A 25755-nucleotide genomic window follows, 5' to 3' on the forward strand; every position below is an offset into this window, starting at 1 on the left:
GGTGCCCCCACCCGTACCCGGACGACCCAAAGTGTGCGGTTCGACCAATTTCCATTCCCGTTCGCTTAATTCATGGCGGCGTAGCATGCCGCTAAGCTACGACCACTGTCCACACTCCCTAGGGTATCTAACCTGCGTGCTCGTTATTGTCGTCACTACCTACGCCCTGAACTGGTCTACGTTCAAGCAGGCAATGAAGCAGCAGTACCAGCAGGAGCTACAAAAGAAAAGCCGCAGCCCCAAGCCAACCGCAGCACCTCAGGTCCGGTAGCTGGGGTAGGCGGTGGATACCGCAGGCGCAAGCGTAGCGAACTTCGTGTCAGACGCATGTATCTGCTCAACCGGCAGGGGCGCCAGAGCCCAAAAAGCCCCGCCGCTGATATTCAGCGGCGGGGCTTTTTGGGAAAGTTAAGTGGCAATTATTGCCCCAGCACCATCGCGAAAATCAGCGGCGCGACGATGGTAGCGTCCGACTCGATGATGTACTTAGGCGTGTCCTGACCCAGCTTGCCCCAAGTGATTTTCTCGTTGGGCACAGCACCGGAGTAGGAGCCGTAGGACGTGGTAGAGTCCGAAATCTGGCAGAAGTAGCCCCACAGCGGCACCGAGGTGCGGCCAAGGTCCTGGTGCAGCATGGGCACCACGCAGATGGGGAAGTCGCCGGCAATGCCGCCGCCAATCTGGAAGAAGCCTACTTTGCTTTCCTCGGTAGCCTGCTGAGTGTACCAGTCGGCCAGGTAAATCATGTACTCGATGCCGGTGCGCACGGTGTGCACGTTCTGGATGTCGCCCGAGATGACGTGGCCGGCGAAGATGTTACCCAGCGTGGAGTCTTCCCAGCCGGGGCAGATGATGGGCAGGTTTTTTTCGGCCGCGGCCAGCATCCAGGAGTCCTTGGGGTCGATCTGGTAATACTGCTCCAACTCGCCCGACTTCAGAATCTGGTAGAAGAACTCGTGGGGGAAGTACCGCTCCCCGGCTTTGTCGGCCTGCTCCCAGAACTTAAGCACCGAGTGCTCCAGGCGGCGCATGGCTTCCTCTTCGGGAATACAGGTGTCCGTCACGCGGTTCATGTGGCGCTCCAGCAAGGCCTGCTCGTCGGCGGCGGTCAGGTCGCGGTAGTTCGGTACCCGCTCGTAGAAGTCGTGGGCTACCAGGTTGAAGATGTCCTCTTCCAGGTTGGCACCCGTGCAGCTGATGATTTGCACCTTGTCCTGGCGGATGAGTTCGGCCAGCTGGATGCCCATTTCGGCGGTGCTCATGGCGCCGGCCAGGGTAATCATCATCTTGCCGCCTTCGGCCAGGTGCTTGTTGTAGCCCTCGGCGGCATCAATCAAAGCAGCGGCGTTGAAGTGGCGGTAGTGGTGCTTGAGGAAGTTGGTTACGTTCATGGAATCGGGGGTTTCAGTAGTAGTGGTGGGTGTGCGGTGTACAATCAAATGACAGCCGGGAATCGTTCAATACGGGGTTGTTGAGGCGAAGATTCTGCAGCGCGTACCATGGCGGCTGGGTTGCGCACAATTAGCCGCCGGGTGAGGCCCTGGAGCTAGCTGGAGGGAAGTGAGTTGGCAGGGCCTAGTCGGGCCGCAGCGCTCTGCTTTAGGATGTATTCCAGCAGCTGCTCCGGGTTCAGGTCAACGCCGCTCAGGTTCACCGACACGGGCGTGAAGCCCAGGGCTTCGTTGGCGGCGGCCAGCTTGCGCTTCAGCGGCGGGAGGCGGCTCAGGTAGGCTTCTTCGTTGCGCAGGAGCAGGCAGATAAAGTACTCCTGGTTGATAGAGCGCACGTAGGCATCCGTGATGTCGGCCCAGGGAATGAGCCCCACACCTAGCGTACGGTCGAGGATACCCGTGTCGGTGATTTGCAGGCGGGGCCGCGTGTCGAGCAGTTGCCGGATGCCGATGACTACGCCGGTACCAAAGAACAGGATGGTGACCAGGCCCAGGGGCCAGTTGCCGGTTTTCACGATCAGCCAACTACCCATCACCACGAAGACGAGCCCGCCAAAGGTGAGCAGAGCGTACCGCTTGCGGGAGTTGTAGAAAATCAGATCCTCCGTCATCACCTCGGGGGCAGCTTACTCCGGCTGCTCAATCATCAGGTTGTGGTTGGTGTAGATACAGATGTCGGCGGCAATGTGGAGGGCTTCCTCCACCATCTGCCGGGCCGTGAGGTGGGGCGCGTGCTTCTTGAGGGCCAGGGCGGCGGCCTGCGCATACATGGCGCCCGAGCCGATGGCGGCTACGTCGGAGTCGGGCTCCAGCACGTCGCCGGAGCCGGCAATGATGAGCAGCTCGTCCTTGTCGCACACCACCATCATGGCTTCGAGCTTGCGCAGGTACTGGTCCTTGCGCCATTCTTTGGCCAGCTCAATGGCAGCCCGGCGCAGCTGCCCGCCGTAGCCGCCCAGCTTTTCCTCAAACTTATCGAGCAGCATAAAGGCATCGGCGGTGGAGCCGGCAAAGCCCGTCACCACCTTGCCCTCGTGGAGCTTGCGCACCTTGCGCACGTTGCTTTTGGCCACGTGCTTGTCCATGGTGGCCTGGCCGTCGGCGCCGAGGGCAATCTGCCCGTTGTGGCGCACACCGAGCACGGTAGTCGAGCGAATTCTCATGGCAACAATACGAAGAGGTAAAACAGTTTTTCGGCGGAAGAGGCGCAAAGCTACGGGAATCCGCTGGCAACGACCCAAACATGGTTATAAGAAGACCGTCATTCCGAGCATGTGGCTTGAAGCACCACATGTTCGGAATGACGTTTTGGTGTTGACTATTCAACCCTCTTACGTCTACTGCACCGCGTTGCGCGGATCGGGCTTGGCTTTGAGTTCGTAGTTGACGGGCGGCGTGGCGCCGGCTAGGTGCTCCACGAAGTAGTCCCAGCGGCGGCGCATCATGTAGTACGAGGCGGCACCGTAGCCGTGGCGGGCCTGCGGGAATACCACCAGGTCGTAGCTTTTGTTGGCTTTGGTGAGGGCATCCACCACCAGCCAGGTGTTGTAGGGCGGCACGTTGTCGTCCATCAGACCGTGAGCCAGCATCAGCTTGCCCTGGAGGTTTTTGGCGAAGGGGGCGTTGGCCTGGTTGTCGTAGTTGGTAGTGCCGTCGGGGTTGGTCTTGAGCAAACCGATGTAGCGCTCGGCCCAGTCGTCCTCGTAGTTGCGGTTTTCGTGGTTGCCGGATTCCGAAATGCCTACTTTAAAGAACTCGGGGTAGCGAAACATGGCTGCCGCCGTGGCGTAGCCGCCACCCGAGTGTCCCCAGATGCCAGCCCGCTCCAAGTCAATGTAGGGGTACTTCTGGGCCAGCTGGCGCATGCCGGACACCTGGTCAGACAGTGTGTTTTCGGCCATGTTGCCGTAGCAGGCATCGTGGTAGCTCTTGGAGCGCAGGGGGTTGCAGCTGCCTTCAATCACCACCACCACAAAGCCCAGCTCCGCCAGGGCCTGGTTGTCGTTGCGGGCCGAGCTGAACGACCAGCTGCCCACGCCCCCACCCTGCGGGCCGGGGTAGATGTAGTTGATGATGGGGTACTTCTTGCCGGGCTCCAGCGTGGTGGGCGTAAACATCAGCCCGTAGAGGTCGGTCTGCCCGTCGGCGGCTTTCACCGTGATGGGCGTGGGCGCTTTCCAGCCGGTAGCGGTAAGGCGGGAAACGTCGGTTTTCTCCAGGGTTGACAGCAGCTTGCCATCGATGGCACGTAGTACCGTCACGCCCGGCTTATCGGGCTGGGAATACGTGTCCACGAAGTAGCGGCCCGAGGGCGCGAAAGTTACCTGGTGGTTGCCGGGCTCGGGGGTGAGCAGCTTCAGGTTTTTGCCATCGAGCCCGACGCGGTAGAGGTACGTGAAGTAAGGGTTACCCGGCTCCCGGCCATCGGCCAGGAAGTACAGCTCGCGCCGCTTTTCATCTACCTGCACCAGCTGCGTAACCACGAAGTCGCCCTTGGTAATCTGCTGCTTGACCTTGCCGCTGGTGGCATCATACAAGTACAAGTGCCCCCAGTTGTCGCGCTCCGAGTACCAGATGACTTCTTTGCTCTTAGGCAGGTAGTGCCAGTTGATGGCGCCCTGCCCCGACTCGTACTGCGTGGCCACGGTTTCCGAAAACACGTCCCGCACCGCGCCGGTGGTGGCATCGGCAATGCGGAACTTTTCCTCCTTGTGGTCGCGGGAAGTCGAGACGAAGGCCAGCTCCCGGGTATCGGGGCTCCAGTCTACGTCGTCGAAGGTGCCGCTGCTGGCAATATCGTCGGAGAGGGAGCCGCGGTGCGGGTCGGGGGCCATCTGGAAGCGCACCACTTTCGGGCTGTTCACTTCAATCACCACCCGCTCGATAGTGGCAATGTCCTGGTCGCCGGGCAGGGGGTACTTCCACGCTTCCAGCTTCGGATGGCCCACGTTGGTAGTTACCAGGTACATGTCGCCCACGCGGCGCTGGTCCTGGCGGAAGGTGGCAATCTTGCGCGAGTCGGGCGACCAGCGCAGCACGGGCCGGTCGCTATGGGTCCAGCCGGCGTTGTCGGTGGCGTAGCCGTAGTCCTTGGCGCCATCGGTGGTAAGCTGGGTGAGCTGGTTGGTGCTAATGTTGCGCACCCACAGGTTGTCGTCCTTGATGAAAGCGGCCAGCTTGCCGTCGGGCGACTCAATTTCGTTGCCTTCATTGGCGTAAGGCGTGTTTGGAGCTGCATCGGGGCTCAGCTGGCCGCTGCCTACGCTGTATTTCCAGGTTTTGCCGTTGGCGGCGAAGGATATAGTCTTCGCATCGGACGAAAACGAGAGCGTGCGGAAAGGCAGCCGGTTGGCCTCGTACGTCTGGCCGCTGGCCTTCGACAGCGCCGCCGCCAGCCTGGCCTGGTCGAAAGCCGGCTGGCGGGTTTTACGGGCCGGATCTACCAGGATAAACTCGCTGCCCCGGGCCGTGAGCACGCGGTACCAGAACCGGTCGTTGTCCAGCCAGTTGAGCTGGCCGGCGCTGCCATCTACCAGCGCCTGGGTGTTGTAGCTCAGAAACCGCTCGGCCCGGGCATAAGCCTGGGAAGAGAGAGCGGGCCGCTGCTGGGCTGAGGCCGTCGAGACGCAAAAGGCGCCGACGGTAAGGGCCAGTAAATACTTGTGCATAGAAAGTAAAAAACGGGATTATCCGTCCGAAACAGACGGGGGCGGAAGGTAGCACCAATCCCCGAAATGCGCACCGCCGGCCCGTCATTCCCCAAATGCAACATACCGGACCAGCCCGGGCAACGCCCCGACCAATCCGGTATGGTCTATACATTAGGTTCAGCTTCGGCCTGTATCAGCCGTAAAAGCTAGAAACGGGCCTGCAGCTTGGCAAAGTAGAAACGGCCATTGGCGCCCATCTGCACCGGGTCCCAGGCCCCACCGGTTTCCGTGAGCTGGGGGTTGAACAGCGTGGGGTAGCGGTTGAACAGGTTGGTGCTGCCCACCGAGAACTGCAGGTGGTTGGTGAGGGCGTAGCTCAGCGTCAGATCGGTGGTCACCCGGGCGTCGTAGTTCATGTCATTTCCGTCCCAGTCAATGAGCTTCACCTTATCGAAGCGCACGAAGCGTAGCAGGGTGCTGAAGCGGCCCACCTGGTAGTCGAAGGTTAGGTTGATTTTGGATGGGGGCGCGGAGGCTTTCACAAAGGCCTGCTCGCGCTTGCCAAAGAACTCTTCGTCGCGTCCGGCCAGCTTGCCGGACGTACGCACCCGGTCAATGCGCAGGTTGTTTAAGTTGGCGGCCAGGCTGGAGTTCAGGCGGCTTTTGCCCAGCATCAGGCTATGACTCAGCACCACGTCGAGGCCCAGGGAGCGGGTATCAGCGGCGTTGGCAAAGAACTGAGCCTGGCCCACGTTCAGGGCCTGCAGGTCGGGGCCAATAACGGGGTCGTCGTCGCCGAACTGGCTGGTGAGCACCACGCGGTCCTTCACCTTGATGTAGTAGCCGTCCAGCGTCACGCTGAAGCCCGAGCCGAGGCGGCTAGTCAGGCCCACGTTGGCACTGTTGGAGGTTTCCTGCTTGAGGCTGGGAACACCCAGTTTTTGCGTCACGGCGCTGTTGTTGCGCGCCAGCAGCACTTCCACCGGATTGCCGTTAATGAAGTTGGTAAATGTGGAGTTGAAGTTGATCTGGGCCAGGGAAGGTGCCCGGAAACCGGAGTTGAACGTCCCGCGCAGCGTCAGAAACTCGGTTACGTTGTAGCGGGTGGCTACTTTGTAGTTGAGGGTGCTGCCAAAGTCGCTGTAGTTCTCAAAGCGCAGGGCACCCGCCAGCAGCCACTGCGGCGTCACGCTCAGCTCGGCATCGGCATATGCCCCGAAGTTGGTGCGGTCGGCCTCGATTTCGTCGCCGGGCTGAAAACCCGGGAAGCCCTGAGAGCCACCCGCCAGCTCCGAAGCGGGGTCATAGTTTTTATAGGAGCTTTCTTCCCCGGCAAAAAGCGAGTACCACTCCTTGCGCCATTCCAGCCCTGCGGCCAGGTTCAGCCCGTTCAGCACGCTGGTGTAGTTGCGCGTGGCGCTTAGGCCGACCACATCCTGGCGCAGTTGGAAGCCGCCCGCGTCGAACGAGGTGGGCGAGGCGGCGCCAAGGGTCGTGTTCAGCGTGTTGCGTACGCCGTAGTGAAAGCGGTTGGAGCCGTAGTTGTTGCTCAAATCCAACTCCCAGCCGCCCAGGTTCGTGCGCACCCCGGCCACTGCCGAGAAGTCATCGATGTCGCTGGTGATGATGGGGTCGAAGCCGTTGGGGTAGATGGCGGGTACGTTGCGGTCATCATCGGCGAAGCGCGTCCAGGCAAAAGCATCCCCCTTGCGCTTGTTATAGCCCCCGAACACGTAGGCGTGTGACTTATCACTAAGAGCAAATTTTGAGTTCAGGTACACCGACGCGTTGGAAACTTCCGGGTCGCCGTACTCGCGGCGGGCCAGGCCATCGGGGGCAGGCACGGCGGCCCGCTGGGTGTGCTCCCGCTTATTGTAATCGAGGGTGGCGTTGATAAAGCTGCCTTTTTCGCCGAAGCCCAGGCCGTAGTTCACGTTGGCGTTCAGGTTGCCCCCATCGAATTTCTCGTCGTCGCGGCGGTACTTGGCATCGTAGGCGCCGTAGTTTACGCTGGCCGTCAGTTCCTTCACCGAGCTTTTGAGCACAATGTTGATGACGCCGGCAATGGCATCGGAACCGTACTGAGCCGCGGCACCGTCGCGCAGAATCTCAATGCGCTCAATGCTGGCGGCGGGTATCACGTTCAGGTCGGTGCCGGTGTTGCCGCGGCCGCGCGAGCCGAACAGGTTCACGAGCGCCGACTGGTGCTGGCGCTTGCCATTCACCAGCACCAGCGTCTGGTCGGGGCCCAGGCCGCGCAGGGAAGCTGGGTCCACGTGGTCGGCCCCGTCGGAGCCAGTCTGGCGGTTGGAGTTGAAGGACGGCGCCACAAACTGCAGCAGTTGGTTCACGTCGAGCTGCCCGGTTTTGGTGGTCACCTCGCGCAGGTCAATCACATCCACCGGGGAAGGCGAATCGGTAACGGAACGGTTCTGGCTGCGCGAACCCACCACCTGCACGGCGCCCAGGCTAGTGGTCGACTCAGTTAGCTGCACGCTGAGCCCCGCGCCACCCGCCACTTCCTGCGGGGCGTAGCCGATGGAGCTGATTACCAAGCGCGGGGCACTGCTGCGGCTCTGAAGCGTGAAGCGTCCTTCGTTATCGGTGGCGGTACCGTTGTTGGTCCCCTTTTCCACGACGGTAGCGCCAATCACGGCGCGGCCGGCGGCATCCTGCACCCGGCCTGTTAAGGTTTGACTTTGGGCCCAGGCCGAGGCAGTGGTGAGGCACAAGGTCACGGCAAGTAAATTTTTCCGCATACACAAGATAGAAAAGTGAGTGACAGGAAGCAGCTGCAACTGCCTCTGCAACAAGTATAGGCCTTTTACAACCAATTAAAACTTTATTAAGACCCGGGCCCATGAAAAAGCCCCGGCCGAGCTAAGCTCAACCGGGGCTTTCAGGGCCAAACTGGCCAACTATTCTCAGATCAGCATGCGCATGGGGTCTTCCAACAGGCTTTTCAGCGTCTGTAGGAAGGCGGCCCCGGTAGCGCCGTCTACCACGCGGTGGTCGCAGCTCAGGGTCACCTTCATCACGTTGCCAATAGCCAGCTGCCCATCCTTCACCACGGCGGTTTGCTTGATGCCGCCCACAGCCAGGATGCAGGCATCCGGGGGGTTGATGATGGCCGTGAATTCCTCGATACCGAACATACCCAGGTTGGAGATGGTGAAGGTGCTTCCCTCCCACTCGCTCGGCTGCAGCTTCTTGGTCTTGGCTTTTTCGGCCAGGCTCTTCACTTCCGTGGCAATGGTCGACAGGCCTTTGCCGTCGGCGTTGCGCACTACAGGTACCAGCAGGCCTTCTTCCACGGCTACGGCCACGCCAATGTTGACGAGCTTGTTGACGCGGATTTTGTCGCCCAGCCAAGAGGAATTAACGGCGGGGTGCTGCTTGAGGGCCACGGCGGCAGCCTTAATGACCAGGTCGTTGAACGACAGCTTCACCGGCGACAGAGCGTTGAGCTGAGTGCGCACTTCCATGGCCCGGTCCATCAGGATTTCCATCGTCAGATAGAAATGCGGGGCCGTGAACAGGCTTTCCGAGAGACGACGGGCAATAACCTTGCGCATCTGCGACACGGGCGTGTCAGTATACGTGTCGGCGGCGGGGGCCACGGCCGGGGCCAGGCCACCAGTCGTAGCCGGGACGGGGGCAGCCTGCGGAGCTTCGGCAGCCGCCGGGGCAGCTTGTGGGGCGGGCTGAGCGGCAGCTGGAGCCGCAGCGGCCGGGGCGGTTTCCAGGTCGCGGGACACAATGCGGCCGTTTTCGCCGGAGCCTTTGATGGTAGCCAGGTCAATGCCTTTGTCTTTGGCAATGCTCTTCGCCAGCGGCGAGGCGAAGATGCGCCCACCAGCGGCCGGAGCAGCGGCAGCTTCCTCAGCGGCCGGAGCGGGGGCCGAGGTCGTGGCGGCGGCTGGAGCCGCTTCGGCTGCCACTGGGGCGGCGCTGCCACCACTCTGCCCGCCTAGCAGGGCCTGCACGTCGGCTCCTTCCTCGCCAATGATGGCCAGGATGCCATCTACGGGAATAGCTTCGCCCTCTTTGGGACCGATGTAAAGCAGGGTCCCATCTTCATAGTTGTCCAGCTCCATGGTCGCCTTGTCGGTTTCCACTTCCGCCAGCACGTCGCCGGATTTCACTTTGTCGCCGACTTTCTTCAGCCAGGCGGCAATAGTGCCTTCGGTCATCGTGTCGCTCATCTTCGGCATCCGAATAACGGTGGCCTTCTTGCCATTGGCAGCCGGCGCCGGCGCGGGTGCCGGGGCAGGTGTTGCCGCTGGGGCAGGCGCAGCAGCGGGTGCCGGGGCCGCAGGAGCGGGGGCGGCTTCCGCTTTCGGCGCTTCCGGGGCCGGAGCAGCGGGGGCCGGAGCAGCGCCGAGCAGGGCCGAAATATCTTCGCCTTCTTTGCCAACAATGGCCAGCAAGCCGTCTACGGGCACTGCTTCGCCCTGCTTGGGGCCAATATGCAAAAGGGTGCCGTCCTCATAGTTTTCCAGCTCCATGGTGGCCTTGTCGGTTTCAACTTCGGCCAGGATATCCCCGGATTTTACCTTATCCCCTACTTTCTTGAGCCACGAGGCAATGACCCCTTCGGTCATCGTATCGCTCATTTTGGGCATTTTTATGACTTCGGCCATCAGCGTCTTCAGTTGAGTTGAGGGTCAAAAATAGACCGGATTTTTGGGGGGCGCAAGCTATACCTATATCTCGTGGGCGGGCAGCCAGCGGCGAATTTTCGCCTTGGAATTTCCGCGGCCTGATTCTTCTAACGTAAGTTCCCGGCCCGCGGCCGTTGGGGCTACAGGCCCGGCTGCTGCAAGTGCCGCATATCCAGAAAGCTGCGCACTGTAAACAGGCTGCCGGTGTAGTGCAGCTTGTACAGGCACAGGTTGTGGTGCTCAAAAGAATCCATCTGACTGAGCGGATACCCCAGCAGCTGACATAGCAGCACGCGCATAGCACGCCCGTGCATGCACACCAGCACGGTTTCTTCCTCGGGGCGGGAAGTGAGCAGCTCAATAAAAGGGCGCTGCCGGGCGGCTACTTCGTCGGGGCTTTCGCCCCCGGCCATAGCCGTTGCCGTTTGGCCGGCGCGCCACTGCTGCAGCACGCTGTAGTATTCCTCGTCTTCCTCGGGCGTAATGCGGGTGCCCTCCCGGATGCCCCAGCTAATCTCGTTGATGCCCCCGTGCTGCTCATGCGGAAGGCCCAGATCCAGAAAACCCTGCACCGACTGGTGGGTGCGCTGCAGCTTCGACGTGTATACTTTATCGAAGGGAATGTGGCCGTAGGCGGCAAAAAACTGCGCAGCCTGCCGGCGACCGGCTTCGTTCAGGCTCGAATCTACCCCGCTGCCCTGCACGATGCCGCGCACGTTGAAATCGGTCTGCCCATGGCGAATGAGGTATATTTTTTTGACGCTCACTTTCCCGCTAGTTTTGCTGTTTCAGCCGTTAAAGTACGGCCTTTCCGGCTAGGGCGTCGTATCCAAACCCTACTTTTCTCCCTGCCTCAGCCCCCGGCGCCCACCAATGCAGCAAGCATTTTGCCGACTTATTGGTATTACATGTTCACGATAGTTTCGTAAGCCGCAGCCCATGCCTATGGGTTGCTGGCTTTTCATTTTCGTCTGTTCTATGACGCTCGAACAAATAAAGGATTGGGTAAGTAAGCGCCCTACGCTGGCCGATAACCTCGGCATTGAGCTGACTAATCTTACCCCCGAGTACCTGGAAGGCCGCATGCCCGTGGATGGCCGCACCCACCAGCCCATGGGCCTGCTGCACGGGGGCGCCTCGGTGGCCCTGGCCGAAACCCTGGGCAGCATTGGCGCCTTCAGCCGCCTGTCCGACCCTACCAAGCAAGCCTGCGTGGGCCTGGAAATCAATGCCAACCACCTGAAAGGCGTGCGCGATGGGCACGTGATTGGCCGCGCCGCGCCCCTGCACGTAGGCCGCAGCACCCAAGTCTGGGAAATCCGCATTACGCACGAGGAAACCGGGGCCTTGGTGTGCATCAGCCGCATTACGATGGCCGTCATCGACTTACCCGCTACGGCTCCCCGGGCATGAGCGGCCTGCAGCGGATTGCCTGGACGCCCGCGCTGCCCGTGGGCACCCGGCTACGGCATTTGGTAGCCCTGGCCCTGACGAGTGGCCGCCCCGTGGCGTTGTGGCGCCTGCCGGGGGCTGCGCATGCTCGTCTTTGCCTCAGCCTGAAGGTGGATGCCGCCTATGCGGGGCTGCCTCCGGCGCTGGAGCCTACGGCACCGGCGGGGTTTGCCTTTTTTCCCTTTCACGATTCCGACCACAATCCCCCGTTCTTTTTTCCCGCCGACCTGTTTTTTGACCTGGCCCAGCCAGACGAAATCCAGGTAAGTGCTGCCGCGGCTGCCCGCCTGCCCGAGCTGCGGCAGCGCTTTGCCAACTTACCAGCTACCCCCGATCTGCCCTGGCACGTAAGCCCTCAGCCAGCACCGGAGCCGGCTACGCGGGCCACCTACGAGGCCCTGGTGACGGCGGGTGTGGCCGCCATTGAAGCCGGTACCGTGCGCAAGGTGGTATCGAGCCGGGCCGTGCGCCAGCCTTTGCCAGCGGGATTTGATGTGCTGGCCGCCTTCGACGACTTGCAGACTCGCTATCCGAATGCCTTTGTGTCGCTGGTAAGCGCGCCGGGGGCCGGCACTTGGCTGGGGGCCACGCCCGAGGTGCTGGCAGAAATTGACGAAGACCGGGTGTTCCGGACCATGGCGCTGGCGGGCACTCAGCCCCTGCTGCCCGGCCTGATACCGGCCACGGCCAAGTGGGCGCAAAAGGATATTGAAGAGCATGCCCTGGTGGCCCGCTACATCGTCAACTGCTTTAAGCAGCTGCGCCTGCGCGAGTACGATGAGCGGGGCCCGCGCACAATAGTGGCCGGCCAGATGCTGCACCTGCGCACCGATTTCGCGGTGCACCTCACCCAGGTTCCTTTCCCTACGCTGGGCACGGATATGCTCCGCCTGCTGCACCCTACCCCGGCCGTGGGGGGGGTGCCCCGGCAGCCCGCCCTCGATTTTTTGCGCACCCACGAAGGCTACGACCGGGCCTACTACGCGGGCTTCCTGGGCCCCGTCAACCTGCCGGCCAGCGGCGTTACGCAGCTGTTCGTCAACCTACGCTGCCTACAGCTACGCCCCCAGGAGGCCATTCTGTACGCAGGCACCGGCCTTACCATCGACTCCGATCCGGCCCGCGAGTGGCAGGAAACTGAGCTGAAGCTCCGAACGGTGGGCGCCATTCTGCAGTAAACCCGTGCGTGATTTAGCAACTCGGTAAGTTGCCTTGCCATTTATCCTGGTGCTGTTGGCTCACCCGTAACCTCACTCCGTCATACTTCCTCTACCCGCTGATGCAAGCTGTTCATAATATCGCCGAAATCTGCGCGCGCCACGGCATCACCGACGTGGTCTTGTCGCCGGGTTCCCGGTGTGCCCCCCTCACCATTGCGTTTGCGCGTCACCCGGAAATTAAGGTCAGGACCGTGCCGGATGAACGGGCTGCCGCTTTCATTGGGCTTGGTCTGGCTCAGGCGCAAAAGCGGGCGGTGGCGCTGGTGTGTACCTCGGGCACCGCCGGCCTGAACTACGCGCCGGCGGTAGCAGAAGCCTATTTTCAGCAGATTCCGCTGGTGGTTTTCACCGCCGACCGCCCACCGGAATGGATTGATCAGCTCGATGGTCAAACCATCCGGCAGGCTGATTTGTACGGGGCCCACGCCAAAGGCTCGTTCCAGTTTCCCGCCGATACGTCCCATCCCGATGCCCTCTGGCACTCGGCCCGCCTTGTCTCGGAGGCCATCGGGTTGGCCGAGCAGTTTCCGGCGGGGCCAGTGCAGGTGAATGTGCCCCTGCGGGAGCCTTTCTACCCCAAGCCCGGCGAAGAGCTGCAGTTCACCGCCGTGAAGGTAGCGCGTGAGGTGCCCGGCCGGCCCCAACTGCCGGAGCCCGTGCTTCGGGAGCTGCAGGACGCCTTGCGAAGCACCACTCGGGTGCTGGTAGTGGCCGGCCAGCACCCGGCCGATACGGACCTGCTGCTGGCGCTGCGGCGGTTTGCCGCCGTCTGGCAGGTGCCCGTGGTGGGCGACGTTATTGCCAATCTGCACCTGCCCGCCGCCCCCGACTACGACCAGCGCCTGCGGCCCCTTGGGCGCCACGACGTATTTCTGGCCGTGCCGGAGCCGGGCCTGAAGGAAGCCCTGAAACCTGAGCTGCTCATCACCTTTGGCCAGTCGCTCATCTCCAAAGCCCTGAAGCTGTATTTGCGTAACGCCAAGCCTGCTCAGCACTGGCACATCCAGCCCAGCGGTGCGGTGGCCGACACGTTCCAGTCGCTGACCAAGGTACTGCGCGTGGAGCCCGTCGATTTCTTTACGGCCATGATGGCTGAAGAACCGGCGCCCACTGCCCCCACCGCCGGGGTGCCGGGTATGCTGGTGGCCCCGCCCGATGCTACCCGGGTGGCGCCGGCTCCGCACCCTGTGGGCCCGGCCCGGCTTACGTGGCCTGCGCCGGGCGGGCAGCTGACCGAAGCCGAGGCCCAGACCAAAGCAGCGTACCTGAAACCGTGGCTGGCGGCGGAAAACTGGGCCAGCCGGTTTCTGCCGGATTTCCTGGCCCAGCCCAACCCGCCCTTCAACGAATTCTTGGCCATCTACCAGGCACTGCAGGGTTTGCCCGATGGCACGGCCCTACACCTGGCCAACAGCATGGCCGTGCGCTACGCCAACATCTTGGGGCTGCCGGCCGGGCGCACGGTGGAGGTGTTTGCTAACCGGGGCACCAGCGGCATCGATGGGTGTACCAGCACGGCGGTGGGTGCGGCCCTGGCGCAGCCTCACCGGCCGGTGGTGCTGCTAACCGGCGACGTGGCTTTTTTCTACGACCGGAATGCTTTCTGGCACAACTACCCGGTGCCCAACCTGCGCGTCATCCTGCTGAACAACCACGCCGGGGGCATCTTCCGGCTGATTGACGGACCGCGCCAGCAACCGGAGCTGGAAGAATTTTTCGAGACGCGTCAACCGCTGACAGCTGCCAACACCGCCCGGGATTTTAACCTGCGCTACCTCACGGCCGACACCTTCACCAAACTTGAATCGGTTTTACCGGTTTTCTTTGCACCCGAACACGGCGCCACCCTGCTGGAAATTACCACCGACAGCAAGACCAACGCTGAGTTCTTTGAACAATACCGGGCCGCGGTCCGAACTTCTTTTTCCTAAACCACCCTGCGCCTTCTGCGAAAACTTCGGCGCCTTCTGCGGGCTCAATTCATACCAACGACCTAGCCCGAAGAGGATGCCAAAGAAAACGCCGGTGACGCCGAAACCAACGCATTTACCTATGACTTGGACTCCCATCAAGGAATTCCGCGAAATCCTCTTCACGCAGGCGGGCGGCATTGCCAAAATCAGCATCAACCGCCCGCAGGTGCATAACGCCTTCACGCCCCTCACGGTACAGGAGATGATTGAGGCCATGCACATCTGCCGCGACCGGACCGACATCGGGGTCATCATCCTTACGGGCGAGGGTGGCAAGGCCTTCTGCTCGGGCGGCGACCAGAGCGTGCGGGGCCACGGCGGCTACGTGGGCGAGGACACCGTGCCCCGCCTGAACGTGCTCGACCTGCAGAAGCTGATTCGCTCCATTCCCAAGCCCGTCATAGCCATGGTAGCCGGCTGGGCCATTGGCGGCGGCCACGTGCTCCACGTGGTCTGCGACCTGACCATTGCGGCCGACAATGCCCGCTTCGGCCAGACCGGCCCCAAAGTAGGCTCCTTCGACGGGGGCTTCGGCGCCTCGTACCTGGCGCGGGTGGTTGGCCAGAAAAAAGCCCGGGAAATCTGGTTTCTCTGCGACCAGTACGATGCCCAGGAAGCCCTCGATATGGGCCTGGTAAACAAGGTGGTGCCGCTCGATAAGCTGGAAGAAACGACGGTAGCCTGGTGCCACAAAATTCTGGAAAAGAGCCCCCTGGCTTTGCGCATGCTCAAATCTAGCTTTAATGCGGAACTGGACGGCCAGGCCGGCATTCAGGAGCTGGCGGGCAATGCCACCCTGCTGTACTACCTCTCGGAGGAAGCCAAAGAGGGCAAAAACGCCTTTATTGAGAAGCGCAAACCCGATTTCGATAAGTACCCGAAGTTTCCGTAAGCACGGCGGTACGCCCGCAAACTGTTAAAAGCGGCCCGCCCTTTGGTGCGGGCCGCTTTTTTAAGTGGCTTTCCCCAACGGTGCTTATCTTGCTTAACCTTCACCTGTTGCTTGCAATACCATGAAACTACTGCTACTCTTTGCGCTGATGGCCTTTGCCACCCTTGCCAATGCCCAGGCTCAAAAGGCGGCGTCGGCTACGGTGGCAGCAGCGCCCGACAAAGCCAAGCCTGTGCAGGTAGTAGAAGCCGCCTGCGGGCAATGCCGACTGGGCCTGCCAGGTAAAAGCTGCGACCTGGCTGTGCGCATCCAGGGCCAGGCCTATTTTGTGGATGGCACCGGTATCGACTCGCACGGCGACGCGCACGCGCAGGACGGGCTTTGCAACGCGGTGCGCCGGGCCGAGGTGCAGGGCGAGGTGGTAAATAACCGCTTTGTGGCTACGTATTTCAGACTGCTGCCGGAAGCTGGAAAAGGTCAGTAGCCTTGCCTAAGCCTTGCTATGGCAGGCTATTTCTGAAGGCCACGGCTCATTTCAGCTGAACAGGCCGCTGGCTGATAAGCTGCCGCAGCAGGGCCAAGATTCCCCCCATCCTCGACAGCATACCAAGTAAAATGCCGTTGCTGTGGCGGGATAAAGCTCCTATCCTGCGGTAGCCGCTCAGAATATCGACCCGTACGCCTCACAGCCAGCGCACCAGCCAAAGAAGTTGCGCAGCCGCTCGTGCTTGGCCTCCTTCTTCAGGCGTTTGCGCCGGGCTTTTTCCTCTGCTAACTGCCGCAGGCAGGCTACTTTCTGAGTTGGGGAAGCAAGCGGCAGAAAAAGAAACGTCTTAACCGCGGTGAAAGGAGCAACAACAGTGGGTTTCATGGCGCGCAAAGGCTAGTGACGTAGCTTAAGATACGGTTTTACTGGCCTGAATGCCAAGCAGCACCATATTTTCTGACCGGCTACCCCCGCCATTCGTATGCAAGTCTGGTTATAGTTGAAAACCTTTGCCGCTCACCTTGGCTCATTTCATGGCTGCTGACTCTTCCCTGCTTCCCGACTCGCTTTCCCTCAACGGCCGTACCTTCCACTACGCCGATATTCAGCAGTATCCGGCCCGGGCGCCCCAGGACCTGAATGGCTACGAAGCCCGCGTGCTGGACTTCTGCCGGCAGTGGCTGAATGGCGCCCAGGAGTTTGGCTTGCGTACCTCCGGCTCCACGGGCAAGCCCCAGCTCGTGACCATGAAGCGGCGGCAGCTGGAAGCTTCGGCCCGCCGCACCGGCGACTATTTCGCCCTGGGCCCGGGCGACCGGATGCTGGTGTGCCTGAACTGCGAGTTTGTGGGCGGGCTGATGATGCTGGTGCGTGGCTTCGAGCGGAACATGCACCTGACGATTGTGGAGCCCCACGCCGACCCTCTGGCCCTGGTGCCCGCCGCCGCTGATTTTGACTTTGCTTCTTTTGTGCCTTTGCAGCTGCGGGCCGTGCTGGATGCCGGCCACGCTCCGCGCCTCAACCGCCTGAAAGGCCTGCTGGTGGGCGGGGCCGCCGTGGAGCGTAGCCTCGAAAAAGACCTGCAGCAGCTGCGGGTGCCGGTGTACCTCACCTATGGCATGACGGAAACGGCCTCGCACATTGCCCTGCGGCGGCTAAACGGCCCCCAGCCCAGTTCCATCTACCAGGTGCTGCCGGGCATAACTGTGGGCCAAGATGCGCGCGGCTGCCTCACGGTGCGCGCCGATGTCACGCTGGATCAGCTTATCACCACCAACGACCGGGTGCAACTACTGGATGCGCACTCCTTTGAGTGGCTGGGCCGGGTTGATTTCGTGATTAACAGCGGTGGGGTAAAGGTGCAGGCCGAGAAAGTAGAGCAGGTATTGGAGGTGACGCTCACGGAGCTCAACCTGCCTCGCCGGGCCTTCGTGGCCGGCCGCCCCGACGCGCGCCTGGGCGAGCAGGTAACCGCATTTTTGGAAGGCAAACCCCTCACGCAAGCTCAGGAGCAACGAGTGCAGGCCCTCCTGGCTGAGCGCCTGGACAAGTACGAGCGGCCGCGGGCCTTTGTGTACGTGCCGCAGTTCCGAACCACGGCCTCCGGTAAGCTTGACCGCCTCACCACCGTCCGCTCCCTGGCCCCGGCGCCGCCAGCTGGCCGCTGAGGTTGTTTTCGGGGGGCGGATTGCGTTGCTTTGCGGTTAGCTAGTGGTCTGACTAGCCGATTGTTTCATTCCCTCCCCTATGTCCCGTTCGCTTTTTCCGGCTGCGGCCCTGCTGCTGGCCGCCCAGCTTAGCGGCTGCGCCAGCTCCACCCCGGCCACCGTAAGCTCTGCCACCCCACCCGCCGAAGCCACGGCCTCCACGATGGCTACCCCTGCCGCGGCTGCCCCGGCAGCCCCAGCCGCCGAGCCTTTTCAGGTAGTAAGCGAACAGTTTGCCGACCTGCGCATCCTGCGCTACGAAGTTCCCGGCTTTGAGGCCCTGGAACCCAAGCAGAAAGAGCTGCTGTACTACTTGTACGAGGCGGCCCTGAGTGGGCGCGACATCATCTACGACCAGAACTACAGCCAGAACCTGCGAGTGCGCCGCACCCTGGAGGCCCTCTGGGAGACCAACCAGGCCCGCCGCGCCGCTACCACCAATACCCAGCAGGTAGAGCAGGCCCAGCAGTTCAACACCTACGCCAAGCGCGTGTGGTTTTCCAACGGCATCCATCATCACTATTCCACCCGCAAGCTGCTGCCCGAGTTTACGCCGGCTTACTTCAAAGAGCTGGTGCTAAGTGCGCCGGAGCGCAGCCTGCCTTTACTACCCGGCGAAACGGTAGCGCAGTTTGTGGCCACCATGACGCCGGTGCTGTTCGACCCCAACGTAGCGGCCAAGCGCGTAAATCAGGAAGCGGGCAAAGATCTGCTCACAACTTCGGCCAACAACTACTACCAGGGCGTGACCCAGGCCGAAGCCGAAGCGTACTACGCCAAGAAAATCGATAAAAACGACCAGCGCCCTATTTCCTACGGCCTCAACTCGCGGTTGGTGAAAGATAAGCAGGGCAACATCGTGGAGCAGCCCTGGAAAGTGGGCGGCCTCTACGGTGAGTCCCTCACGCAGGTGGCGTTCTGGCTGAACAAGGCCCTGGACGTGGCCGAAACGCCCGAGCAGCGCGCCGCCCTCACCAAGCTCATTCAGTACTACAGCACCGGCGACCTGAAGCTCTGGGATGAATACAACATCGCCTGGGTCCACGACACGAACTCGGATACGGACGTGGTGAACGGCTTTATCGAGGTGTATGGCGACCCGCTGGGTTACCGTGCCGCCTACGAGTCGGTCGTGTCGTTCAAGGACGTGGAGGCTACCAAGCGCATCAAGACCATCGGCGACCAGGCACAGTGGTTCGAGAATCACTCCCCTATTAAAGCCGAGCACCGCAAGAAAAACGTGGTGGGCATCACGGCCAAGGTGATTACGACGGTAGTGGAATCGGGCGACGCGGCCCCCGCCACGCCCATCGGCATCAACCTGCCCAACGCCACCTGGATTCGCAAGGAGCACGGCTCGAAGTCGGTAAACCTGGGCAACATTGTGGAGGCCTACGACCGCGCTTCGGCCGGCGGCATGCTCGACGAGTTTGCCTTCGATGAAGCCGAGAAAAAGCGCGCCCGGCAGTACGGCGCCCTGGCCGGCAAGCTGCACACCGACATGCACGAGGTAATCGGGCACGCTTCGGGGCAGATCAACAAGGGTGTGGGTACCACCAAGGAAACGCTGAAAAACTACGCCTCCGCCATTGAAGAAGGCCGCGCCGACCTCGTCGCCCTCTACTACCTGATGGACGACAAGCTGGTGCAGCTGGGCGTGATGCCGAGCCTGGAAGTAGGCAAGGCAGAATACGACAGCTACATCCGTGGCGGCCTGATGACCCAGCTGGTGCGCCTGCAGCCCGGCGAAACCGTGGAGGAAGCCCACATGCGCAACCGCCAGATGGTAGCCAAATGGGTGTTTGAGAAAGGCAAGAAGGACAAGGTGATTGAGCAAGTCACGCGCGACGGCAAAACCTTCTTCCACATCAACGACTACCAGAAGCTGCGCAATCTGTTTGGGCAGCTGCTGCGCGAAACCCAGCGCATCACGAGCGAAGGCGACTTCAACGCAGCTAAAAACCTGATTGAAACCTACGGCGTGAAAGTAGATGCCGACTTGCACAAGCAGGTGCTGGCCCGCTATCAGAAGCTGGGCATTGCGCCCTACGCCGGCTTTATTCAGCCCAAGCTGGTGCCCGTGGAGCAGGAAGGCAAAATCATTGACGTAAAAGTGGAATATCCCACCGACTTTGCCCAGCAGATGCTGGAGTACGGCCGTAAGTATTCGTTCCTGCCGCATGTGAACTAGCGCGTTGCGCAGTAACTTGTTGAGGGGCCGGCTGGGGAAGGGAATGGGGCACGCAACGCCTACCTTTTCAGCCGGCTTCTTTTTTTCTCACCAGCCCCTTGCTCTCTTCCCATGAAACGTAATTTCCTCCTGATCTTTCTCCTGGCTCTTTGCTGCTGGGCTGGCCGCGCCCAAGCCCAAACCCTGGATGCCAAACGCTTCGAGTACTGCGAGCTGCTCACCACCGACAACCTGTTTGCGCCCGATGCCAAAGGCCGCGGGGGGGATATTTTCGTGGATTTCGGCTACGGATTCGAGAAGCTGGGCGGCGGGTCCCTGTCGCAGCGGGAAGCCGGCAAGCTGCAGGTATTTGCTACCCACGTAAGTGCCCTTACCTACATGGGCAAGCTGGGCTGGGAGGTCGTGCAGATGTACCAGCAGCCCAAGCCCAGTGCCAAAGACAATGCCCCCACCATCTTCGTGCTGCGCCGCCCGGCCCGGGGCAACTGAAGCTAATGTGATAATGTGGAGGAATGTGCTAATGTGCTCATGACGAGGCGAAGCGACGCAATCCGTTCTGTACAGCACCGACCCATTTTTCTACCAGAAAGCCCCTGACGTCCGTACGTACATCAGGGGCTTTTCACATCTCAGAGCTTGGTGCATTGCTTCTCCGTGCTTCCTCGCCACGATGCGTATCAATGGCACTTCAGCACATTTTCACATTCCTCCGCATCAGCACATTACCCACATTAATCTCAGAGTCCTTGCTGGGAAAACAGGCGCTGGCGGCCGCGCACAATCTTGTATAAGTCGCCGAGAAAAAGCTTCACGCGGCCGAAGAAGATAGGGCCGTTCAGCTCGCTTTCCAGCGCGTTATCTTGAAACAGCATCTGCCGGTAGCCCCCGCCCGCGCCCAGCCCTACCCATCGGAAAATGCGCACGTGCCCGGCCACCGAAGGCTCCAGGATGTAAATCAGCTGCTTGGGGGTGCGCTCCACCTGGCCATCGGGTTTTTCGTAGCGGGCGTAGTAGCGGCCTATACCCAGCTGGGTGGGGGTGCTCAGCTCCCAGCGCGGCGTGCCCACCACCACGTATTCGCCGTAGGCCGCTACGTAGCGAAAGCGCAGCTCGTCGCGGGTGCCGGGGGGCAGATAGGACGGCAGCGCCACGTCGGTCGGCACCCCGTCGGAGAGCAGGTAAATGCCCAGGCCGGTGCGCAGGCGCCCACGCCACTCTATTCCGGCTTTCAGGCCATTGATGCCTACAATACCGCCATTAAGCAAGGAATACCGCTGGTCGAACTGAAAGACAACGCGCCGGTGCGACTGGCGCACCCGGCTGGTATCGGGGGGAGTTTCGGCGGCCGCCGGTCCGGCTCCTCCTGCCCATAGTACCCAAAGCAAACTACTCCCAAGCAGCACTTTCATACGGAGCAAAGGTAAGCAGTAGTGCCTGAGGCATTGCAACGCCCCACCAACGCCTCGCCCGGGAGTTCTGCCGGTTTACCCCGGCCGGTTGCGGGTTCGCCCCGCTTGTGCTGGTAACCGGCCGGCTTACCTCCTAGCTTTATCTCATCATCTACGCAGCCCCCTGCCATGACTCTTACCCCAGAAATGCTGTTTTCGGCAGCCAACACCGCCGTGCTACCTGCCTGGTTGCTGCTCCTGGTTGCTCCCCAATGGGCAGTAACGCGCCGCCTCGTGCGCAGTGGTCTGTGGCCCCTGCTGCTCGCCGCTCTCTACGCCGCCCTGCTCATCGGGCACTATCTGGGGGCACACGCCACGGAAGGCAGCTTCAGCACCCTGAGCGGCGTGGCAGCGCTTTTTCAGGACCCTTGGGCCCTCACCGCAGGCTGGGTGCACTACCTCTGCTTTGATCTGTGCGTGGGCATCTGGGAAGTACAGGACGCTGAGCAACGCCAGCTGCCATGGTACGTGCGGGTGCCGTGTCTGCTGCTCACGTTTCTGGTCGGCCCCATTGGCTTTTTGCTGTACGCCGTTCTGCGCCGCGCTTTACCGACGGCTTTGCCCGCTGCTCAACCCTCCTAACTTCTTCTTGCTATGACAACGCCTGCCTTTCCGCTCAAGCTTTCTTCGTCCCACCTCCTCGCCTCTCCCGAAACCAACGGCATCCGGGGCTGGCTGCGCGTTCTGCATCGCGTAAACCCCGTGCTTTCCTGGACTGGCTGGTTGCAGCTGGCCCTGCTGGTGGTAGCCCTGCTGCTGCTGCCCTACGACACCCGCTTGGTTACGGGGGTGCCGGTGTGGCTGAAGCCGATTAAGTTCTGCTTGTCGGTGGCGGCTTTTGCGTGGACGCTGGCCTGGCTCCTGGCCGATTTGCCGGCCCTGGCCCAGCGCGCGGTGCGGCGCATCAGCTGGACGGTAGCCGGGTGTATGCTCATCGAAATTGCCTGCATCTTTACGCAAGCTGCCCGTGGCACCACCTCGCACTACAACGCCGCCACGCCCCTGGATGCGGGAATCTTCAGCCTGATGGGCGTGGCCATTATGGTAAATACAGTAGCCACCGCCGCTGCGGTGTACCTGGCCTGGCGGTACCGCCCGTATGGCCCGGCTGGCTATGTATGGGGCGTGCGCCTGGGCCTGCTGCTGTTCTTGGTAGGCAGCGTGGTGGGCGGAATGATGATCAGCCAGAACCAGCATACCGTGGGTGCCCCGGACGGCGGCCCGGGCCTGCCCGGCCTGGGCTGGAGCACCCGCGCCGGCGACCTGCGCATTGCGCACTTCCTGGGCATGCACGCCCTGCAGGTAGTACCCCTGCTGGGCTGGTGGCTCAGCCGCCGCCTCCCGCGCCGGGCCGCACTGCTCACTTGGCTGGGGGCATTGATTTATGCTGCTCTGGTCGCGCTGCTTTTCGCCCAGGCCCTGCAAGGCCAGCCGGTGGTGAAGTGGTAACTACCTGACGGATTACCTTGTCACGTGCCATTGAAGCGTAGCCGCCCTCTGAGCCCTGCTACAGCCTTTACCAGAAAGCCCCTGTCGTGCGCTGTACGACAGGGGCTTTCTATTTTAGAGGGCGTCGTACGATGCCCAGGACCGATTATTTCGCGCCGCGCACAACGACACGCACCTATTCCCTTATTTCCCCGCTTTACTACTTCAACTGGGAAAACTTGCGGCGGATGATGTCCTGCACAGGCAGGTTCTCAATCTTGCTTTCCAGCCAGGAAATGATATCCAGGTACAGGAAAGGCCGCCGCTCGAAGGGGTTTTCGGCAATGCGAATCAATTTGTCCTTCAGCTTAATGAAGGCCTCCTTCAACTGGGAAGGCGCCACGTCACCCAGGCCGCGCAGAAACTGGAAAATGGCTTCCTGCATCTGCTGCTGGTCGTTCATCTTGCCCAGGTAGCGGTACACCGACCGGATCTGGTACTCCAGGGACTCGTCGCGGCCGGCTTCGTAGTGGGCAATCAGGTTGAGGATGCGGGCAAAGCACTGAATATCCTCGCGCAGGCTGACTTCTTTAAGGTAAATAACCTTGTTCAGGTACTCAATGGCTTTGTCGGGCTGGCCGCTGCCGAAGTAGAGGCTGGCAATTTTGTAGTAGAACACCAGGCGCCGGTGGGAGTCCATCTGCAGGCGGAAGTTCTCGATGTTTTCAAGCAGGGACGGCACAATTTTCAGGCCTTCCGAGAACTCGCCCCGCATGAAGTACCCGTTGATGCGGTTGGTGTAGAGGTACAGGAACAGCAGCATCTCAATGTTGGGGCTGGTGCGCCGATCCGGGTCGGCGGCGTAGGCTTCCAGCTGCGCCAGCACTTGCTCAAACTTGCTATAGTACAGCATGTTGTGCGCCGTCACCAGCAGATTATGAATACCCTTGAGGTAGAGCATGGCCTGCTGCTCGCGCATCAGCTCGTTGTGCTCAAACAGGTCTACCCACTTCTGGGCATAGCGGAAGCACTGCCGGAAGTTCTGCGTGATGGTGTAGTACCACACGTGGGCCTGGTAGAAGTACAGCTGCTCAAAGAAGCCGGCCTGGCGGGGGGCCAGCGTCGGCAGCCCTTCCCGGAAGTAGGCCGTAATCTTCTCGTAATCCTGCTGGTTGCGCGTGTGCCCGATCTTGAGGTAGCGGCCATACATGCGCAACGCCAGGTTCGACAGCTCATGTTCCCGGGAAATATGGGCCACGGCTTCCGACGACTCATCGGAAAGCTCCCGGGCCCGACCACGCAGGCTCCGCGTGATGTACTGGCCCTCAATCAGCTTCTCAAAATCCAGCACCAGCAGCACAATGTGCGGCATTTCGGCCTGGCGGGCGGCGGTTTTCACTTTCTCCAGCATGCGCAGGCTCTGCTGGTACAGGCCCCGGTTGTAGAGGACGCGGGCGTAGTCCAGCTGCTCGTGGAGCTGAATATCGAGGTTGTGGCCCGCGTGGTACATGCGCAGGCTGGCCAGCAGCTGGCGGTACAAATTGGCCTTCAGGTTGGCTACTTGCACTTTTTTGATAGCCGGTACCTGGGCCAGCACCCGCTCCTCATCGTAGCGTTCCTGCCCGTCCAGGGCATCAAACAGCTGCAGGAACTTCAAGCCTTCGGCCGAGCCCTGACGGTTGGCAAACAAACGGAAATGACGCTTCTCGGTGCGGGTCAGGGACTTGATGAGCTGAAAAACCGGGTCCGTATTTTCGTTGGGCATTGTATTTACAAAAAAATCAACTTGTTGTTTTCCAGCCGCTTACCAAACAAAGCGCAAATAGTAGAAATAGTAGGTGACCGGAGAGAAAGTTTTAATTACCTGCTGTGACTGATGTACTTGCTTACATCCTAACAACGCAAAGATGACATGTCGGAGCACTTTTCCACTTCTTGGTCGGCACAATTTATTTCGCTGGTAGCGGCGGGCTGGCGCCCTTGCATGATGCCGGCCACATTGCTTAAACCCGGCTCGACGGGGTTTTACTCCGTCGAGCGAATAGAATCCCGCCAAGTACCCCGTCCGTCCTCCACCGTCGTCTTTCCTTTTCGCCTCACATGACCCTGCTTTTTTCCTCCGTCGGACTAGTCATTACGCTGCCGCTGCCAGGCTGAAAGGAACCGCGTTACCCGCCACGCCCGCAGCCTTTCGCAGCCTAGTGCTCTGAAAGGCTTTTTTATTCTTACTCCTCATTTTCTGCCCGCCTCCCGCATGTACTTCACCTCTGACACCGTTGCCTTCCTGGATGGCGAGTTTGTGCCGGCCGAGCAGGCCACGTGCGGCGTCTATGCCCAGTCGTTGCACTACGGCTATGCCGTGTTCGAAGGCATTCGGGCTTATCAGACGCCAGCCGGTACGCGCATTTTCAAGGCTGAGGAGCACTATGAGCGGCTACACTATTCCTGTAAAGCCGTGGGGCTGCCGCTGGCGTACTCGGTAGATGAGCTCACCCGCATCAGCTACGAAGTGCTGGAGCGCAACAACCTCACCGACGCCTACATTCGGCCCCTGGTGTATGCCGCCACGCCCAACATGAGTTTGAAAGCCGCGGCCTCCGGCAACCTGCTGATTGCGGTATGGGAATGGGGTAAGTACCTCGGCGACCAACTGCTGCGGCTCACCATTTCGCCCTACGAGCGGCCCAACCCCAAAGCCGTGCCCATTGAGGCCAAAGTCTCGGGTCACTACGTCAACTCCATCATCGCCAGCACCGAGGCCAAGGGCCGGGGCTACGACGAAGCCCTGCTGCTGGACATGCACGGCTACGTGGCCGAAGGCCCCGGCGCCAACTTCTTTTTCGAGCGCAACGGCGAGCTGTACACCGCACCTCAGGGTAGCATTCTGCGCGGCATCACCCGCAACACCATCATCGACCTGGCCCGCGAGGCCTGCATCACGGTGCACGAGCAGTTCTTCCGGCCCGAGGAGCTGCGTACCGCTTCCGCCGCCTTCATGACGGGTACCGCCGCCGAGGTTATTGGCGTGGCTTCAGTCGATGACGTGACCTTCTCCACCCCTTTCCAACAAACCATCGGTGGCCTGCTGGCCCGCCACTACCAGGCCCTGGTCACCGGGCAGCCCGTCAGAACTGAGAGCTTAGAAGTGAGAACCTAGACTTGTGGAACTACTCTCCGGCTTCTTCTCCTCATA

Annotated in this window: 22 protein-coding genes; 12 read left to right on the top strand and 10 right to left on the bottom strand. The window is 61.3% G+C overall.

Annotated elements, in window-relative coordinates:
* Positions 1-85: 85 nt before the first annotated feature.
* Positions 86-271, top strand: coding sequence for a hypothetical protein (locus FY528_RS15000; protein ID WP_149071850.1), 186 nt, complete (start codon positions 86-88; stop codon positions 269-271).
* Between the two features lie 148 nt (positions 272-419).
* Here the strand turns inward: FY528_RS15000 and FY528_RS15005 are convergent, their stop codons facing one another.
* The 7 genes from FY528_RS15005 to FY528_RS15035 all read right to left on the bottom strand — a co-directional run bounded on the left by FY528_RS15005 (position 420) and on the right by FY528_RS15035 (position 10532).
* Positions 420-1391 carry a deoxyhypusine synthase family protein gene (locus FY528_RS15005; protein WP_149071851.1) on the bottom strand — a complete coding sequence of 324 codons (972 nt, stop codon included), beginning with the start codon at positions 1389-1391 and terminating at the stop codon, positions 420-422.
* Between the two features lie 155 nt (positions 1392-1546).
* Positions 1547-2062, bottom strand: coding sequence for an STM3941 family protein (locus FY528_RS15010; protein WP_149071852.1), 516 nt, complete (start codon positions 2060-2062; stop codon positions 1547-1549).
* A 15-nt stretch (positions 2063-2077) separates the two neighbouring features.
* Positions 2078-2614 (bottom strand): ATP-dependent protease subunit HslV, encoded by a 537-nt coding sequence (gene hslV, locus FY528_RS15015; RefSeq protein ID WP_149071853.1) that lies wholly within the window; start codon positions 2612-2614, stop codon positions 2078-2080.
* 174 nt (positions 2615-2788) lie between these two features.
* Positions 2789-5119 (bottom strand): S9 family peptidase, encoded by a 2331-nt coding sequence (locus tag FY528_RS15020; protein ID WP_149071854.1) that lies wholly within the window; start codon positions 5117-5119, stop codon positions 2789-2791.
* Between the two features lie 188 nt (positions 5120-5307).
* Positions 5308-7860, bottom strand: coding sequence for a TonB-dependent receptor (locus FY528_RS15025; protein ID WP_149071855.1), 2553 nt, complete (start codon positions 7858-7860; stop codon positions 5308-5310).
* A 165-nt stretch (positions 7861-8025) separates the two neighbouring features.
* Positions 8026-9744: a pyruvate dehydrogenase complex dihydrolipoamide acetyltransferase gene (locus tag FY528_RS15030; RefSeq protein ID WP_149071856.1), complete on the bottom strand. Its 1719-nt coding sequence runs from the start codon at positions 9742-9744 to the stop codon at positions 8026-8028.
* A gap of 161 nt (positions 9745-9905) precedes the next feature.
* On the bottom strand, positions 9906-10532 hold the full coding sequence (locus tag FY528_RS15035) for a histidine phosphatase family protein (RefSeq protein ID WP_149071857.1): 627 nt from the start codon (positions 10530-10532) through the stop codon (positions 9906-9908).
* Positions 10533-10743: 211 nt separating this feature from the next.
* Here FY528_RS15035 and FY528_RS15040 point away from each other — a divergent pair, with 211 nt between their 5' ends.
* From FY528_RS15040 to FY528_RS15060, 5 genes are all read left to right on the top strand, one after another.
* Entirely contained in the window at positions 10744-11178 is a 435-nt protein-coding gene (locus tag FY528_RS15040; RefSeq protein WP_149071858.1) for a hotdog fold thioesterase, read from the top strand.
* A complete protein-coding gene (locus FY528_RS15045; protein WP_262384013.1) occupies positions 11118-12395 on the top strand; it encodes a chorismate-binding protein in 1278 nt (425 codons plus the stop codon). Before FY528_RS15040 ends, FY528_RS15045 begins: the two co-directional genes overlap by 61 nt.
* Before the next feature lie 101 nt (positions 12396-12496).
* Positions 12497-14368, top strand: a complete 1872-nt coding sequence (gene menD / locus FY528_RS15050) for a 2-succinyl-5-enolpyruvyl-6-hydroxy-3-cyclohexene-1-carboxylic-acid synthase (RefSeq protein WP_149071859.1) — start codon at positions 12497-12499, stop codon at positions 14366-14368.
* Positions 14369-14489: 121 nt separating this feature from the next.
* The gene (gene menB / locus FY528_RS15055; RefSeq protein ID WP_149071860.1) at positions 14490-15302 is read left to right on the top strand and encodes a 1,4-dihydroxy-2-naphthoyl-CoA synthase; all 813 of its coding nucleotides are present in this window, start codon (positions 14490-14492) and stop codon (positions 15300-15302) included.
* A 121-nt stretch (positions 15303-15423) separates the two neighbouring features.
* Positions 15424-15786: a DUF6370 family protein gene (locus tag FY528_RS15060; RefSeq protein WP_149071861.1), complete on the top strand. Its 363-nt coding sequence runs from the start codon at positions 15424-15426 to the stop codon at positions 15784-15786.
* A gap of 177 nt (positions 15787-15963) precedes the next feature.
* On the opposite strand, the gene FY528_RS15065 is transcribed toward FY528_RS15060, so the two are convergent.
* Positions 15964-16173: a hypothetical protein gene (locus FY528_RS15065; protein ID WP_149071862.1), complete on the bottom strand. Its 210-nt coding sequence runs from the start codon at positions 16171-16173 to the stop codon at positions 15964-15966.
* A 149-nt stretch (positions 16174-16322) separates the two neighbouring features.
* On the opposite strand from FY528_RS15065, the gene FY528_RS15070 reads away from it, so the two are divergent.
* The 3 genes from FY528_RS15070 to FY528_RS15080 all read left to right on the top strand — a co-directional run bounded on the left by FY528_RS15070 (position 16323) and on the right by FY528_RS15080 (position 20175).
* Complete coding sequence (locus tag FY528_RS15070; protein WP_149071863.1) at positions 16323-17456, top strand: AMP-binding protein; 1134 nt, start codon at positions 16323-16325, stop codon at positions 17454-17456.
* A 79-nt stretch (positions 17457-17535) separates the two neighbouring features.
* Entirely contained in the window at positions 17536-19686 is a 2151-nt protein-coding gene (locus tag FY528_RS15075) for a dipeptidyl-peptidase 3 family protein (protein ID WP_262384014.1), read from the top strand.
* A 111-nt stretch (positions 19687-19797) separates the two neighbouring features.
* Complete coding sequence (locus tag FY528_RS15080) at positions 19798-20175, top strand: hypothetical protein (protein WP_149071864.1); 378 nt, start codon at positions 19798-19800, stop codon at positions 20173-20175.
* A 248-nt stretch (positions 20176-20423) separates the two neighbouring features.
* Here the strand turns inward: FY528_RS15080 and FY528_RS15085 are convergent, their stop codons facing one another.
* Positions 20424-21095, bottom strand: coding sequence for a hypothetical protein (locus FY528_RS15085; protein ID WP_149071865.1), 672 nt, complete (start codon positions 21093-21095; stop codon positions 20424-20426).
* Between the two features lie 168 nt (positions 21096-21263).
* Between FY528_RS15085 and FY528_RS15090 the strand changes: the two genes are divergently transcribed.
* Complete coding sequence (locus FY528_RS15090) at positions 21264-21716, top strand: ABA4-like family protein (protein ID WP_222931825.1); 453 nt, start codon at positions 21264-21266, stop codon at positions 21714-21716.
* 12 nt (positions 21717-21728) lie between these two features.
* Positions 21729-22583 (top strand): hypothetical protein, encoded by an 855-nt coding sequence (locus FY528_RS15095; protein WP_149071866.1) that lies wholly within the window; start codon positions 21729-21731, stop codon positions 22581-22583.
* A gap of 199 nt (positions 22584-22782) precedes the next feature.
* Here the strand turns inward: FY528_RS15095 and FY528_RS15100 are convergent, their stop codons facing one another.
* Positions 22783-24327 carry a tetratricopeptide repeat protein gene (locus tag FY528_RS15100; RefSeq protein ID WP_149071867.1) on the bottom strand — a complete coding sequence of 515 codons (1545 nt, stop codon included), beginning with the start codon at positions 24325-24327 and terminating at the stop codon, positions 22783-22785.
* 489 nt (positions 24328-24816) lie between these two features.
* Here FY528_RS15100 and FY528_RS15105 point away from each other — a divergent pair, with 489 nt between their 5' ends.
* A complete protein-coding gene (locus FY528_RS15105) occupies positions 24817-25719 on the top strand; it encodes a branched-chain amino acid transaminase (protein WP_149071868.1) in 903 nt (300 codons plus the stop codon).
* The last annotated feature ends 36 nt before the right edge of the window (positions 25720-25755 follow it).

The sequence above is a fragment of the Hymenobacter lutimineralis genome, assembly GCF_008271285.1.
GTDB classification, from domain to species: domain Bacteria; phylum Bacteroidota; class Bacteroidia; order Cytophagales; family Hymenobacteraceae; genus Hymenobacter; species Hymenobacter lutimineralis.

What these genes read in the sequence shown, in the direction of transcription:
- FY528_RS15000 (WP_149071850.1), top strand. Translation starts at nt 86, where the DNA reads ATGCCGCTAAGCTACGACCACTGTCCACACTCCCTAGGGTATCTAACC.
- FY528_RS15005 (WP_149071851.1), bottom strand. Translation starts at nt 1,391, where the DNA reads ATGAACGTAACCAACTTCCTCAAGCACCACTACCGCCACTTCAACGCC.
- FY528_RS15010 (WP_149071852.1), bottom strand. Translation starts at nt 2,062, where the DNA reads ATGACGGAGGATCTGATTTTCTACAACTCCCGCAAGCGGTACGCTCTG.
- hslV (WP_149071853.1), bottom strand. Translation starts at nt 2,614, where the DNA reads ATGAGAATTCGCTCGACTACCGTGCTCGGTGTGCGCCACAACGGGCAG.
- FY528_RS15020 (WP_149071854.1), bottom strand. Translation starts at nt 5,119, where the DNA reads ATGCACAAGTATTTACTGGCCCTTACCGTCGGCGCCTTTTGCGTCTCG.
- FY528_RS15025 (WP_149071855.1), bottom strand. Translation starts at nt 7,860, where the DNA reads ATGCGGAAAAATTTACTTGCCGTGACCTTGTGCCTCACCACTGCCTCG.
- FY528_RS15030 (WP_149071856.1), bottom strand. Translation starts at nt 9,744, where the DNA reads ATGGCCGAAGTCATAAAAATGCCCAAAATGAGCGATACGATGACCGAA.
- FY528_RS15040 (WP_149071858.1), top strand. Translation starts at nt 10,744, where the DNA reads ATGACGCTCGAACAAATAAAGGATTGGGTAAGTAAGCGCCCTACGCTG.
- menD (WP_149071859.1), top strand. Translation starts at nt 12,497, where the DNA reads ATGCAAGCTGTTCATAATATCGCCGAAATCTGCGCGCGCCACGGCATC.
- menB (WP_149071860.1), top strand. Translation starts at nt 14,490, where the DNA reads ATGACTTGGACTCCCATCAAGGAATTCCGCGAAATCCTCTTCACGCAG.
- FY528_RS15060 (WP_149071861.1), top strand. Translation starts at nt 15,424, where the DNA reads ATGAAACTACTGCTACTCTTTGCGCTGATGGCCTTTGCCACCCTTGCC.
- FY528_RS15065 (WP_149071862.1), bottom strand. Translation starts at nt 16,173, where the DNA reads ATGAAACCCACTGTTGTTGCTCCTTTCACCGCGGTTAAGACGTTTCTT.
- FY528_RS15070 (WP_149071863.1), top strand. Translation starts at nt 16,323, where the DNA reads ATGGCTGCTGACTCTTCCCTGCTTCCCGACTCGCTTTCCCTCAACGGC.
- FY528_RS15075 (WP_262384014.1), top strand. Translation starts at nt 17,536, where the DNA reads ATGTCCCGTTCGCTTTTTCCGGCTGCGGCCCTGCTGCTGGCCGCCCAG.
- FY528_RS15080 (WP_149071864.1), top strand. Translation starts at nt 19,798, where the DNA reads ATGAAACGTAATTTCCTCCTGATCTTTCTCCTGGCTCTTTGCTGCTGG.
- FY528_RS15085 (WP_149071865.1), bottom strand. Translation starts at nt 21,095, where the DNA reads ATGAAAGTGCTGCTTGGGAGTAGTTTGCTTTGGGTACTATGGGCAGGA.
- FY528_RS15090 (WP_222931825.1), top strand. Translation starts at nt 21,264, where the DNA reads ATGACTCTTACCCCAGAAATGCTGTTTTCGGCAGCCAACACCGCCGTG.
- FY528_RS15095 (WP_149071866.1), top strand. Translation starts at nt 21,729, where the DNA reads ATGACAACGCCTGCCTTTCCGCTCAAGCTTTCTTCGTCCCACCTCCTC.
- FY528_RS15100 (WP_149071867.1), bottom strand. Translation starts at nt 24,327, where the DNA reads ATGCCCAACGAAAATACGGACCCGGTTTTTCAGCTCATCAAGTCCCTG.
- FY528_RS15105 (WP_149071868.1), top strand. Translation starts at nt 24,817, where the DNA reads ATGTACTTCACCTCTGACACCGTTGCCTTCCTGGATGGCGAGTTTGTG.